Genomic DNA, 14,303 nt, shown 5'->3' with positions numbered 1-14,303 from the left:
AACAGATTCGAGGAAACAACATCGATGCCGAACGTACGCGTTAAAGAGAACGAACCTTTTGAAGTCGCCATGCGCCGTTTCAAGCGCTCCTGTGAGAAGGCCGGGGTACTGGCTGAAGTCCGCCGCCGGGAATTCTATGAAAAGCCCACTTGGGAACGCAAACGTAAGGCAGCAGCCGCCGTTAAACGCAACCTGAAAAAGGTTTCCCGCGAAAGCCGTCGATTCGAACGCCAGTATTGATCATCCCCCCCTGCCCCGCAGGAGTCAGCCAGGATGCTTAAAGAACAGATCTTAGATGACGTCAAGGCCGCCATGAAGGCCAAACAGAAGTCACGTCTAGGTACCTTGCGTCTGATCACCGCCGCGATCAAGCAGCGCGAGGTCGACGAACGCACCGAACTGGATGATATTCAAGTATTGGCGATCCTGGAAAAGATGATCAAGCAGCGGCGCGACTCCATCAAACAGTATGAGAGCGCAGGCCGCCAGGAGCTGGCAGAGCAGGAAAAGAGCGAGATTGCCATTATCGAGACCTATATGCCCGCCGGTCTGAGCGATGATGAAATTTTGGTAATGGTCGACAATGCAATCGCCGAAACCAACGCCTCGGGCATGCAGCACATGGGCAAGGTCATGGGGCTGCTCAAACCCCAGATGCAAGGCCGGGCCGATATGGGCAAGGTCAGCGGCCTGGTCAAACAAAAACTGGCAGGCTGACCCACAACAGGCCATTATCAGCTATTCTTGCCCCATGGCCGATTCCCTTTAAGGCCAGTAGGAAAACATGGCCGGTAAGATCCCCACACAGTTTATCGATGACCTTTTGAACCGCATCGACGTTGTCGATGTCATCAATCGGCGCGTACCACTTAAAAAGGCAGGCCGCGACTTTCAGGCGCGTTGTCCCTTCCACGACGAAAAGACCCCTTCTTTCACCGTCAGTCAACAGAAACAGTTCTACCACTGTTTCGGCTGTGGCGCCCATGGATCAGCCATCGGTTTTCTCATGGAGTATGAAAATCTTGGTTTTGTCGAGGCCGTGGAAGAGCTGGCTCACGCTGCGGGCCTCGAGGTACCCCGGGAGGCCGGGTACGACCAAGGCCCAGACCTGCGTCCGCTGTATGACTTGATGGAGGATGCAGCCCGCTTCTACCGCCATCAACTCAAAAACCATCCCAATGCGGAACTGGCAATCGACTATCTCAAGTCACGTGGCTTGAGCGGTGAAATCGCCGCCGCCTTCGGTATCGGTTATGCGCCTCCAGGTTGGGATAATCTGCTCACCACACTTGGCAAGGATACTTCCGCCGTCTCCAAACTGCTGGAATGCGGATTGACTCAAGAGGGGGAAAGCAAGGGTTACGACCGCTTCCGAGACCGCATCATCTTTCCCATCCGGGACCGGCGGGGGCGCACCATCGGCTTCGGCGGCCGCACCATCGGAGATGAAAAACCGAAATACCTGAACTCACCGGAAACCGCATTGTTTCATAAAGGACGGGAACTCTATGGCCTGTATGAGGCACGCAAGGCAAACGCCAAGATTGCACGACTATTGGTGGTGGAGGGCTATATGGATGTGGCCGCACTGGCCCAGCATGGCATCCTCAATGCCGTTGCAACCCTCGGTACGGCCACCACTCATGACCATCTGGAATTGATTTTTCGCACCTGTCCCGAGGTTGTATTCTGCTTTGACGGTGACCGTGCCGGTCGGGATGCGGCCTGGAAAGCACTGCTGACCAGCCTGCCTCTGATGCGGGATGGACGGGAAGTCAAATTCCTCTTTTTACCCCAAGGCGAGGACCCGGACACCCAGATACGCAAAGAGGGTGCCGACGCCTTCAATGCGCGCATGGAGCAGGCCCAACCTCTCTCTAAATTTCTCTTCCAACAACTTACCGATCAGGTGCAGATGGAGAGTATCGATGGTCGCGCAAAACTTGCCCAACTGGCGTCCCCCCTCCTGGAAAAGCTCCCATCCGGGGTGTTTCGCCGCATGATGTTTCAGCATCTGGAAGAGGTGGTGGGTATCAGAGACGGCCATCTCGACAAAGGCGTTCAGCAAAAAGACCAGAATCGACAAAGGAGTGTAGTGTCTAGTGGAAAGCAGCAACGCCCTACCCCGATCCGAATGGCCATTGCATTACTGCTCGACTGCCCCCATCTATACACCATTGCAGACAGCGTTGAAAAAGATTGGCAAAAGTGGGACGCACCCGGCATAAGCATTCTCAAACAGTTACTTGAAATAATCCGTTCCCAACCTACGCTTAACAAAGCAGCTTTGTTGGAACGATGGCGAGATACGGAGCACTTCAATCACCTCAACAAATTAGCCAATTACGGGTTTGATCTGCCGGGCATGGATCAGGAGGCTGAATTACGTGATGCACTCCTCAAATTAAATGCGCAGTTTCATAAAAATTCCCGACCGCAACCGGGGAATCTACGTCCCAGCGAACTGTCTGATGATCTGCTTAATGAGCTGAAACGCCGCTATCCCGGCACCCTCAGCCAGGATGAGCAGTAAGAAACAGGGGTCTTCAGAGAAAGACCAAGGCTGGTACAAGTATATGAAAGTGTGCTAATATGGTGAGTTCAGTCTCAGTGTTGTACACCTCGTCTGACTACAAGGTAAAAGATGAACCAGGAACAGCAGCAATCTCAATTAAAGCAACTGATTGCAAAGGGTAAGGAACAGGGATTCCTCACCTACGCGGAAGTTAATGACCACCTTCCTGAGGGCATTGTAGAGCCTGAACAGATCGAGGATATCGTCCGCATGATCAACGACATGGGCATCACGGTCCATGAATCGGCACCCGATTTGGAAGACAACACCCTCAGCGACTCGGTTGTCTCCGCCGATGAAGACGCCGCCGAGGCGGCAGCTGCCGCCCTGGCCAGTGTCGACAGCGAATTCGGCCGCACCACTGACCCGGTCCGCATGTATATGCGTGAAATGGGTACTGTCGAACTGCTGACCCGTGAAGGCGAACTGCGCATCGCCAAGCGCATTGAGGAGGGCCTGCACCAGGTCTCCGCCGCATTGGCCACCTTCCCGACCACCGTCGACCTGCTGTGCACACTGCTGGAGAAGATTGAACCCGGCGAGTCACGGCTTGCCGACATCACCAGCGGCTTCATCGATCCCAACGAACCCGATGAGATCCCCACACCGGTGCAACCGCAGGATGCCGGCAGCAACAACGGCACCGGTGATGACGAAGACGACAGCAGCGACGATCCGGAAAACACCGGCCCCGATCCAGAAGAGGTCACGGCAAAGGGAAAAGAACTTCGCAAGCGATATAATTCGCTCTGCTCCGCCCTGAAGAAGCAGGGCCGTGCCAGCGCCAAGTCGCAAAAGGCCCAGGATGCGGTTTCAGAGACATTCCTTGAATTCAAGCTGGTGCCCATCACCTTCAATCAGCTCGTCTTCACTCTGAGAGACACTATTGAGCGCATCCGCAACCAGGAACGCATCATCATGAACCTTTGCGTCGAAAAGGCACGCATGCCCCGCAAAGAGTTTATCGCATCGTTTCCCGACAATGAGACCAATCTCGACTGGATCATCGACCAGATCAATAAAGGCAAGCCTCATTCGGAAGCCCTCAAAGAGCATGCCGACGAGATCATTCGTGCGCAAAAACGCCTTGTCGGCATTGAGAGCGACTGCCTGTTGACCATTGGTGAAATCAAAGAAACCAATCGCAAGATGTCGATCGGCGAGGCCAAGGCACGCCGCGCCAAGAAAGAGATGGTGGAAGCAAACCTGCGCCTGGTTATCTCCATTGCGAAGAAATACACCAACCGTGGACTGCAGTTTCTCGACCTCATTCAGGAAGGCAATATCGGCCTGATGAAGGCGGTGGACAAGTTCGAGTATCGCCGCGGTTACAAATTTTCAACCTATGCGACCTGGTGGATTCGTCAGGCCATTACCCGTTCTATCGCCGATCAGGCGCGCACCATCCGTATACCGGTGCATATGATAGAGACCATCAACAAACTGAATCGCATCTCCCGGCAGATGATTCAGGAGATGGGCCGCGAAGCCACACCGGAAGAGCTGGCAGAACGCATGGATATGCCGGAAGACAAGATTCGCAAAGTACTCAAGATCGCCAAGGAACCGATCTCCATGGAGACACCGATCGGTGACGATGAGGATTCCCACCTGGGTGATTTTATCGAGGATTCCGGCGTGGTCTCCCCCATCGAGTCAGCCACCGCGGAAGGCCTGGGCGAAGCGACGCAAAACATGCTGGCCGGATTAACCAGCCGGGAAGCGAAAGTGCTGCGCATGCGCTTCGGCATCGACATGAACACCGACCACACCCTCGAAGAGGTGGGCAAACAGTTCGATGTCACCCGGGAACGTATCCGCCAGATCGAAGCCAAGGCACTGCGCAAACTGCGTCACCCTTCGCGCTCAGATCGCCTCCGCAGCTTCCTCGACAGCGATTGATTACAGGATCCCAGTGCAACGACGGCAAAAACTGCTGTTTTTGCGCCGGGATCTGCTACAATCCCGCCGATTCCGGGCCCATAGCTCAGTTGGTTAGAGCAGGGGACTCATAATCCCTTGGTCCTAGGTTCGAGTCCTAGTGGGCCCACCAATAACATTGATTACATTGATACCGGTTTCTCTGTTGAGATAATCTTTTTCAAATCCTAATTTGTAACTCTGACTCTGAACTCGGTCGGCCGTGGCTGCCTTAATTCGGCAATTTGATTGGTATGGCACCTACCAGCGATTCATTGATCCACCAATTCCCCTTCAGGCGTGACAACGGGTAACCCGAACACCTGCCATAGTTGCATACCACCACGGTAGTAATACAGCTTTTCCGCAGGATAGCCGATGCTGAGCAAGCCGCGGATCGCCGTGGGTGACTGACCGCACCAAGGCCCGTTACACCACAACACCAAGGTTTTGGCTTCAGTGAAATCCCGGTTCTTGCCTTTCATGGTAGCGCCAAACAGTATCAGTGACTCCTCCAAGGTGATTTCATCCGCGCCCTGATCGGGATTTAGATGGGTAAAGGGGACATTGATCGACCCTGGAATGGTGCCGCGTTCATGCCAGTCAGGGGTCCTGGCATCGATCAACAGGCCACTGCCCTCATTCAGTGCTGTTTTCATGAATGCGATCAGTTCAACCTCACCGATGGTATTGACGCCGTCCGTCACTTGTATCGGTTGCGCACAAAAGGGAGGGCATGGTCGTGAAGTGCGGGCAAAATCGAATTCGAGCAGGGCGTCGGTATCCTGGTTGCGGCGTATCATCAGCTCCTTACCCGCATGCTTGACACTGAACTCCCCAATCTCGGGAGTAATCATGACCTCTAAGGCTGCTGCACTAGATATGGCCGTCAACGACACCGCAAACAGGCTTGAAATTAATACTGATATCTTTTGTTTTCCCATAGGGATCATCCTGTCGATCTGAATTTCAATGGAGATTATATCAATTCACAGATCAAAACATTTGACCTCTCGACGACAGCTCACTAGGCTCAAAGGTTAGTATCGACTGCTAACGGTAAATAAACTCGATATATCAACCAAGATGGCAACATCGCACGAAATCAAACATCTCGTTGAAAAGTTGAATGCTGCCACAGTACGCATCAAACAACGCCTTACCGAGCGATATCTTGCACAGATCCCGACTCAGCCGAAGACCAAGAGGGGATCCGACCCAAAATCAATCTGGTGGGGTTATTTTCCGGTAGTGCTGGTAGCCATACTGGGTCTTACAATAACCATCATGCTGTTCGTGCAATCAATGCGATGGGAAAAAAACCAGGTTGAAATTGCGTTCAGAGAGGCCTCCCAGGACAGAATCCTGGTGATCCAACGTGAAATCAAACACTCGCTGCGTATTGTTCTCGACATTGCCAGTTTTTTTGAAGCTTCCGAAATCGTCGGTCGGCGCGAATTTCGAAAATTCGTCGGTCCGGCATTGAAGAACCAGGCCGGAATAAAAACTCTGGAATGGGTCCCTGTCGTTACTGACGAGATGCGTCAGACATTCATCGAAGAAGCCCGGCAGAGTTTTCCTCCATTTGAGATCCTGGAAATGGATGACTCCGGTATGCTCAACAAAAGTCCGCGTCGGCTGTTCTACTACCCGATTCTCTATATACAACCCTACCAGTACAATAAACAATTGCTCGGTCTCAACATGGGGATCGACCCCACCGCCTCCAATCTGTTCAGCGAAGCGGAAATCACGCGTGAAATCCAGGTGTCTCCCGGTATTTACCTAAATGACGATGGTGAAAGGAAGACCGGAATCATGGTTGCCGCACCTGTCTTCTTCAATGCTGATAATACAAACGAAGAGTCCCCCCAGGCGAATGCAACAATCAGAGGATTCGCCATTGGTGTGTTCTATATCGGCGAGATTATAGAACGCGCATTGGAAAGTCTCCTTCCAGGCGGGATAGACATCCACTTCTACCAAAGCGACGAGGATGAGGAAGGACGCCTACTCTATAGCCATCATACCCGATTGCGAGACAGTTCAACGGTTACTGATAGTGACATTAACCAAGAAATCTCCTACGCTCAGGAGATAAATGTCGGAACTCAGCAATGGAAAATAGTATGTAACAGCGCATCGGACAAGTTCACGGCAGACACGTGGAGCAGTTGGGTCATCTTCTTTGGGAGTCTGGCTTTCACTCTGCTGTTCACGATCTATATCGCAACACTCGTCGGACGAGCGAGACAGGTCAGACTGGAAGTCGAGGAGAGAACAGCACAACTATGGGAAGTAGTGCAGGCACTGAATCAGGAGGTAATCGAGCGCAAATCGGCTGAGCAGGAGTTACAGAGGCTCAATGAAACCCTGGAACACCATATTGCCAACCGTACGGCAGAGGCTGAGCGCAGAGCTCAATACCTCGAACAGTTCGCCTACGTCACATCGCATGACCTGAAGGCGCCTTTACGAGCGGTATCGAATCTTGCCCAATGGATCGAGGAGGACCTCCATGACAAACTGGACGATGCGGCTAAAGAACAACTTGCCCTGCTCCGTGACCGCGTCAAAAGAATGCATGATCTCATAGAGGGATTGCTAGAGTACTCAAGGGTCGGCCGGAGCTCCGACCCGGAGAGCCTGGTGGACACACAGGAGCTGGTAGAGGAGATTATCGACTCCCTCTCCACTTCTGATAGATTTTCTATCAAGATCAAAGGCAAGATGCCCACTCTGAATACTGATCGCCTGCAGCTTGTACAAGTCCTTTCCAACCTGATCAGCAACAGCCTGATGCATCATGGCGGAAAGAAGGGGAAGATACGGATCAAGTGTGACGAGTTAGATCAATTTTACCAATTTTCAGTTTGTGATGATGGCCAAGGTATTGCACCACAATACCACAAAAAGATTTTCCTGATATTCCAAACACTGGAATCAAGTGATTTGGAAAGCAGTACCGGCATTGGCCTGGCGCTGGTAAAAAAGATTGTCGAAGAGCATGGAGGCACCATAAAATTAAGATCAGAACCCGGGGAAGGAGCATGCTTCTATTTTACCTGGCCAAAAGTCAGCCCGTCCGAGTAAGCTGAGATTGAGATCCTATTCCACATACTGAGAAAGAAGTATCCTGAATCATGCTGAACAAAGATGAAACAATCCTGCTGATAGAAGATGATCGAGTCGACATCATGACCGTTCAGCGCGCCTTGCAAAAAAACAATATCAGCAATCCTTTACTGATCGCCAGAACAGGACTAGAAGCCCTCGACATGCTGCGAGGTACAAATGACGTCAAGAAAATCAACCCCTTACCGGCACTCACACTGCTGGACCTCAATCTTCCCAAAATGAGTGGATTCGAGTTTTTGCAGGAACTGCGCAACGACCCCGAACTCGATTCACTGCGCATCATCGTGCTGACATCATCCAACGAACCGAAAGACCGTGCTGCTGCGTTTGAGTTTGAGGTTGACGATTACATCGTCAAACCTCATTCATTTGACGAATTTACACGCGCTATAGCCACCATCCTCGCACTCTGGGAGTAAACAACGGGCGACTGCTTTTCCCGACGGATAGAAACACATCATATTTTGGGAATCAGCAAGTATAAACGCTAAATAATGCTATTATTCGGCTATGGGGCAGGCAGGTTGGCGCACTCCACAAACAGGCATCTGACAAAAGGCTTGACGCTGTCATCGACCATTCCTCTCATAAGACTATCTCACTGAACGAGCAATGGTTTTCTTGGGAATGCGCTAACTTCCATCCGGCTTTGCATCCATTTTTTATCAGTATCAGAAAATTGCTTTTTTTAAAGAATACCTAGAGAAGACAGAACGACAATAATCAAGGATGTATCATGATCAGACTATCCACAGCTGAATGGGGTTGCCCCTTATATCCGGTCATATTTAAAGCAAAACAATGGTTATCGGAAAATCTGCTCCCAGACAAATATCCTCTCTCTAGTCATCCAGGTCTGATAAGCCCGGAAAAGGATTTTAATTCCCGCTGCATATGATCAATACCAAGCTTATCCCAATTGTTGTCGGTCTTATATTAAGCACCACTGCTCAGGCTATGCGTGATCAGCAATTAGACCATTTCCTCTCCTTAAGTTTGGAACAGCTGATGGAAATGGAGATAACAATCTCAACCGATACCAAGCAAACCGTTTCGCAAGCACCCGCTGCAGTATCCGTTATCACTGTGGAAGACATCGAGGCAACTGGCGCCACCAACCTTGTGGACATCCTGGAGAGCGTCCCTGGTATACATGTCAGAGCCAATCAGTTTGCATTCAGGCCATTGATACAATTTCGCGGCACCAACGCCAATCAGACCTTGCTGATGATCAATGGCACTTCGATGCGGGACCTGATGTGGGGATTCGGTATTTTCTGGAAAGGAATACCGAGCAGTATTATCGACAGAGTGGAAATAATACGTGGCCCCGGTTCTGCCCTTTTCGGCGCTGATGCCTCTGCAGGCGTTATTAATGTCATTACGAAAACCGCAGCAAAGATAAACCACAATGAGATGGGCCTGAGGAGTGGGAGTTTCAATTCCAACACCGGGTGGTTGCAATATGGAAACAGCTGGAACGGATTTGATATCGGTCTCACCATCAACCTGGCCACGACCGATGGACACGACCCGTTTGTTGCAGCAGATGGCCAGACACAACAGGATGCTGCACTGGGTAGTATGGTCTCCCTTGCACCGGACAATGCCCAATTCGACTGGAAGAATCAGGACATCAGACTCTCAGTGGCGAAAGACGATTGGCAACTGCGTGTTGACTACATGAAGCATAGCGACCTGAAAGTTGGTCTAACAGGGGCAGGTGTTCTGGATCCTCTGACAACAGCAGAAGATAGCCGATTCAATCTCGATCTGCTCTATAACGATCCCGATTTCAGCAACGACTGGGGAATCGATGCAGAATTGCGATACCAGGATCTGGATTACACCTCAGGTGATGGTTTTCAGGAACGTCCGCCCGGTGCATTCAACGGCGATTACCCGCAAGGGGTTATCAATCAAATGCAATCAGCTGAACGTAGGCTCAGTTTCGAGGCCAGCGGTCTTTTCACAGGGGTCGATAAACATGCGCTGCGACTTGGTCTGGGCTATACCTGGCAAGACCTCTATTTGGTCAAGCAACTGATAAATATGGGAATCGGGCCAGATGGCAATCCACTGCCGCCAGGCAGTCCGCTTGTTGATGTCTCAAACACACCGTATGCTTTCGCCCCTGAAAAGACACGCTCGATTCGGTATCTGTTTCTACAGGATGTTTGGTCATTCAGTGACAACTGGCAATTAACCGCAGGTGTCAGATATGACGATTATTCCGATTTCGGCGATACACTAAATCCTCGACTGGCTCTTGTTTGGCAGGTTTCAGATAGGTTCACTACAAAATTGCTTTATGGAAGGGCGTTTCGCCCGCCGTCCTTTCAGGAGTTGTTCGCTGAAACATCATTCTCAAGACCGAATCCCGACCTGGATCCGGAACGATCTGAAACAGTGGAGCTGATCCTATCCTACATTCCAAGTAACGATCTGAATATCGCTATTAATCTTTATAATCTGCAGCAGTCTGATTTTATCCGCGCCATAACCTCGCCCGGAGAGAGTGACCGGCGATTCCAAAACACCGGTAATCACACAATTCAAGGCATTGAACTGGAGGCTAAATGGCAAGCTGCAAAAACTCTGAGACTCTCAGCAAACTATACAATACGCAATCCCGACAATAACCAGTTTCGTGCCATTGATGAGCCGAAACAAGATGCCTATGCGCGGGTTGACTGGAATTTCCGCCCAGATTGGAACCTGAACATGCAGACAAACTGGATCGGTGAAAGGGAACGACGCAGCAATGACTCAAGATCATCACTCGATGACTATACCCTCACCGATACGACACTGCGATACACCGGGCTGAATGCTTGGGAGTTCGCATTTTCAATCCGGAACCTATTCGATGAGGATGCAAGGGAATACACGGCACCTTCAGTAACCGATGACCTGATACTGCCAGAACGAAGTTTATATGCTGAGATCAAATATAAGGTCAATAGTGAACGCTATGAGTGATACTGGATTGGTGATATGGAATTGTTTCTTGGGAATAAGATAATTATTCTGATTATTAGCACAGAGCTATTTAATCAGTAAATCAATGGTTATGTATATTTCGCGCCATGGATAATGGATTAATCTGCCATACTGGCTCATGTGAACTGGATAGACTGAAGTGACGACAAGGCTGTTGACTCTTATAACACTCCTAGCACTTGGTTGTATAAATTTTGCGGCATTCGCAGAGCAACAACAAGGTGAAGAGAATTTACTGAAGGCAGCCTTTATCTTCAACTTCGCGAAATTCGCTCGCTGGCCAGATGGAAAATGGTCGGAGGACAAGCCGTCACTAAAAATATGTTCCATTGGTTATGATGAATTGGCAAATACCCTCAGTCGACTCAATGGTAAAACGCTCAGAGAACATCCTGTACAAATCATGCAAAAACAGGAAACAGACCAATTGGATGTTTGTCATGTCCTCTATTTGGCCAATTCGCTCAAGTACGAAGCGATTGAGATTACGGATTTACTTCAGGTTAAACCAATACTGACTGTCAGTGAAATACCGGGTTTTGCCGAATCAGGTGGAATGATCGAGCTCTACCAAAGAGATGGTCGGATACGATTCAAAGTCAACCTGCATATTACCCGTGAAGCGGGATTGGATCTCAGCTCACGTCTGCTTAAACTGGCTATTGTTGTCGGCGGGCCGTAATTATGTATCTGTTACGAAATGCCTCAATAAAGCACAAGCTTGAAGCCATCATTCTGGTAACGACAGCATCTGTTCTGCTGCTCAGTTTATTATTATTCATGATTGTTGAGATAAACTCCGCCCGAGGAGAAACTGCTGCCCGCCTGCAATCTCTTGCCATATTGCTTGGTGCAAACAGCAGTGCAGCCATCACCTTCGATGATCAAAGTACCGCTAAAGATATATTGGCCACACTGTCCACACAAAAGGATGTTGTTGAAGCCACGATTTTTCTCAATAACGGCGATTCCTTTGCCAGATACCAATCAGAGAATTACAAATCCACCTTGGATTTCAGTAATGACAGATCAGGGATTGGTTCCTATTTTAAGCTGGTTGCAATCAAAGAAAAGATCTTACTCGATGGCGAGAATATCGGTTATCTGCACATTGTCGGCGATATGAGTAGGGCTCATTCCGTCCTGCTTCATCAATCACTTATGGTTCTGGGTGTATTCATTGTCTCTATGCTGTTCGCATTCTGGCTCTCCAATCGTTTTCAACGGGTGATCTCAAGGCCTGTACAACAACTGCTTCGCACCATGAAAAAGATCGCAGTCAAGAGAGATTTTTCCCACCGTGCAAAACGGCTGAGCAATGATGAATTGGGAAGTTTGGTCGATGGCTTTAATGCCATGCTTGATCGCATTCAGAGGCATGATAGTAAACTATCGGCATATCATCAGGATTTAGAACGCCAGGTGACCGAGAGAACTCACCAGTTGAATACTGCAAAAAACGAAGCTGAGGCCGCCAGCCAGGCTAAGAGTGACTTCCTGGCCACCATGAGCCACGAGATCCGCACACCGATGAGCGGTGTCATTGGTTTCGGGCATTTATTGAAAAAAACAACTTTGAATGAACAACAGCGAGAGTACATAGACATCATCATCAGTTCTGCTCAAGGCTTACTTGAAATCATTGATGACATACTCAACTTTTCCAAGATGGAGGCTGGCAAAGTCACCCTGGAGTACAGTAATTTCGTCATGGAAAACCTGGCCCATGGTGTTGAGATGCTATTTGCCCCCAAGGCCCTGGAAAAAGATATCACCCTCACATCATCCGTTGCTGATGATGTGCCACCACTGCTCTATGGCGACCCTGCCAAAATACGCCAGATACTCATCAACCTGGTCGGCAATGCAATAAAGTTCACCGACGAGGGTAGTATCAGGATCAAGATAGATAAAGAAGATCAACAGGGCGATGAGGTTACAATCCGCATCACTGTCAGTGACACGGGTATCGGTATCAGCCAGCAACAGCAGTCCCAGCTTTTCCAACCTTTTCAACAGTGTGATGGCTCAATCACACGCAATTATGGGGGAACCGGTCTCGGCCTGGTTATTGCTCAACGCCTTGTTGATCTAATGGAGGGTGAAATAACATTAACCAGCAAGCCTGACGAAGGATCGACTTTCGTTACCCGTATTCATCTGAATACGGCAAAGAAGACAGGAGGCATTGAGCAATTGCCAGACATACCCAATATTACGGCAAATCTGCTTGTACCACCGGATGGCATCGACAAAACAGACTCGCTTTTCGATAAGTTGACTATTCTTGTCGTTGACGACAGTAATGTGAACCTGACATTGGCCAAAGCACTGCTGCTCAAAAAAGGTGCGCAGGTGGTTGCGGTAACAAGCGCATTAGAGGCACTGGAAGCAATCGACAGCCGGGAATTCGATCTCATCCTCATGGATTTGGAAATGCCTAAAATGAGTGGCATTGAGGCAACCAGAAAAATTCGTGAGACACATGATTCAAGACAGCTACCGATCGTTGCCGTTACAGCTCATGTGTTGCCCCAAAAAAAAGAGGATGTATTCGATGCAGGAATGGATGACTTGCTGACAAAACCCTATCTACCTGATCAGCTTTATAGGATCGTGAGTAAATGGACAGGGCACCTGTATAATCCGGCAGATGAGCAATTGCCCCATTCAGAGATCGATGGTGATTCAGCCATCTATGACCAACAGACGGCACTGGCCAGTGTCGCAAATGATAATAAGACTGCCGAACTGATACTTGATGAATTCCTTGAAATGCTACCAGGTTGTGAAGACGCTTTGAAAGAGGCCTGTTCTGCAGGGGACCGTATGGCCTTATACCAAACAGCCCACAAGCTGGAAGGTTCGGCCAGCACGAGCGGTGCTTCTTCAATATACGAGGAAGCAGTCACCCTGAAAACAGCATTAAAACAAAAATCAGTACAATCGGATCAGATCGACCGATGTGTCATCGCATTATTAGAGCAAACAGACCAATTCAGGCAATACTTTCCTAATAAGGTAAAACATTGATTGACCTACAAGATGTACAAAGCAAGTTATTCATTCCCAATATTCTGATATCAACAAATCTTTCAGCACACCAAAATCCCGACATCAGCCGGGATTCTGGTAGGATTGGTATGGACAAGAAACTGCGCGGCTACAGAGATCAATCCCAGTGATATCTGTTGTGACGATGTGAAGAGTATTCATCATGATAGGCAATATAGCGGTCAATGCCATTATGCATATACTCTCTGATCAAGCGGCTGTTCTTGTCTAATTTGCGCGTCAAATGGTTATACTCACTGCGAGATAAGTAACCATCGTCCCGATACTCCCGTGATAAGCGGCGTATCTTACGATACCGTTTTTTTAGCTGCTTTGCTTCTTTGTGTGTCAGTCTGTCTCTGTCAATACCACGCTCTATTCTGTGATATTGCCGATCCATTCGCTTTTCGATCTTGTGCACCTTTTTATGGTCGCAATAAACTCCCCTATGAGAACCTCCGGCATATGACGGTGCTGCCATAACGAAGCTGAGCGATACAGCAATCAGTGTAGTGCGAACAAAATTCATGGTAGTTTCTCCTGTGATCATTATTCGTCAAGACTCAACTACAGAATATGCCGCCGATGCTGAACGATAACTGAATGGGACACT

Annotated in this window: 11 protein-coding genes and 1 tRNA gene; 10 read left to right on the top strand and 2 right to left on the bottom strand. The window is 49.4% G+C overall.

The features are described from left to right. Window positions 1-24: 24 nt before the first annotated feature. From rpsU to CODIS_RS00260, 5 genes are all read left to right on the top strand, one after another. On the top strand, window positions 25-240 hold the full coding sequence (gene rpsU, locus CODIS_RS00280; protein ID WP_069120837.1) for a 30S ribosomal protein S21: 216 nt from the start codon (window positions 25-27) through the stop codon (window positions 238-240). 33 nt (window positions 241-273) lie between these two features. Further along, on the top strand, window positions 274-717 hold the full coding sequence (locus tag CODIS_RS00275) for a GatB/YqeY domain-containing protein (RefSeq protein WP_069120054.1): 444 nt from the start codon (window positions 274-276) through the stop codon (window positions 715-717). A 67-nt stretch (window positions 718-784) separates the two neighbouring features. After that, complete coding sequence (gene dnaG, locus CODIS_RS00270; protein ID WP_069120044.1) at window positions 785-2,533, top strand: DNA primase; 1,749 nt, start codon at window positions 785-787, stop codon at window positions 2,531-2,533. A gap of 111 nt (window positions 2,534-2,644) precedes the next feature. Continuing rightward, on the top strand, window positions 2,645-4,477 hold the full coding sequence (gene rpoD, locus CODIS_RS00265; RefSeq protein WP_069120040.1) for an RNA polymerase sigma factor RpoD: 1,833 nt from the start codon (window positions 2,645-2,647) through the stop codon (window positions 4,475-4,477). Between the two features lie 74 nt (window positions 4,478-4,551). Further along, window positions 4,552-4,628: transfer RNA gene (locus tag CODIS_RS00260), tRNA-Ile, on the top strand. Window positions 4,629-4,767: 139 nt separating this feature from the next. Here CODIS_RS00260 and CODIS_RS00255 read toward each other — a convergent pair. Next, the gene (locus CODIS_RS00255) at window positions 4,768-5,352 is read right to left on the bottom strand and encodes a rhodanese-like domain-containing protein (protein ID WP_235615085.1); all 585 of its coding nucleotides are present in this window, start codon (window positions 5,350-5,352) and stop codon (window positions 4,768-4,770) included. Window positions 5,353-5,581: 229 nt separating this feature from the next. Here CODIS_RS00255 and CODIS_RS00250 point away from each other — a divergent pair, with 229 nt between their 5' ends. The 5 genes from CODIS_RS00250 to CODIS_RS00230 all read left to right on the top strand — a co-directional run bounded on the left by CODIS_RS00250 (window position 5,582) and on the right by CODIS_RS00230 (window position 13,669). Further along, the gene (locus CODIS_RS00250) at window positions 5,582-7,588 is read left to right on the top strand and encodes a CHASE domain-containing protein (RefSeq protein WP_069120033.1); all 2,007 of its coding nucleotides are present in this window, start codon (window positions 5,582-5,584) and stop codon (window positions 7,586-7,588) included. Window positions 7,589-7,638: 50 nt separating this feature from the next. Beyond that, window positions 7,639-8,052 carry a response regulator gene (locus CODIS_RS00245; RefSeq protein WP_069120030.1) on the top strand — a complete coding sequence of 138 codons (414 nt, stop codon included), beginning with the start codon at window positions 7,639-7,641 and terminating at the stop codon, window positions 8,050-8,052. Window positions 8,053-8,641: 589 nt separating this feature from the next. Then, the gene (locus CODIS_RS00240; protein WP_162420054.1) at window positions 8,642-10,615 is read left to right on the top strand and encodes a TonB-dependent receptor plug domain-containing protein; all 1,974 of its coding nucleotides are present in this window, start codon (window positions 8,642-8,644) and stop codon (window positions 10,613-10,615) included. Window positions 10,616-10,775: 160 nt separating this feature from the next. Next, on the top strand, window positions 10,776-11,318 hold the full coding sequence (locus CODIS_RS00235) for a YfiR family protein (RefSeq protein ID WP_069120020.1): 543 nt from the start codon (window positions 10,776-10,778) through the stop codon (window positions 11,316-11,318). Between the two features lie 2 nt (window positions 11,319-11,320). Beyond that, window positions 11,321-13,669 (top strand): ATP-binding protein, encoded by a 2,349-nt coding sequence (locus tag CODIS_RS00230; protein ID WP_069120015.1) that lies wholly within the window; start codon window positions 11,321-11,323, stop codon window positions 13,667-13,669. Window positions 13,670-13,808: 139 nt separating this feature from the next. Here the strand turns inward: CODIS_RS00230 and CODIS_RS00225 are convergent, their stop codons facing one another. Beyond that, entirely contained in the window at window positions 13,809-14,219 is a 411-nt protein-coding gene (locus CODIS_RS00225; protein ID WP_069120010.1) for an eL19 family ribosomal protein, read from the bottom strand. Window positions 14,220-14,303: the final 84 nt, after the last annotated feature.

The organism is Candidatus Thiodiazotropha endolucinida, from assembly GCF_001715975.1.
Lineage (GTDB): Bacteria > Pseudomonadota > Gammaproteobacteria > Chromatiales > Chromatiaceae > Thiodiazotropha > Thiodiazotropha endolucinida.
Note: the sequence above shows the minus strand (reverse complement) of the source record. Positions and strands in the feature narration are given on the sequence as shown.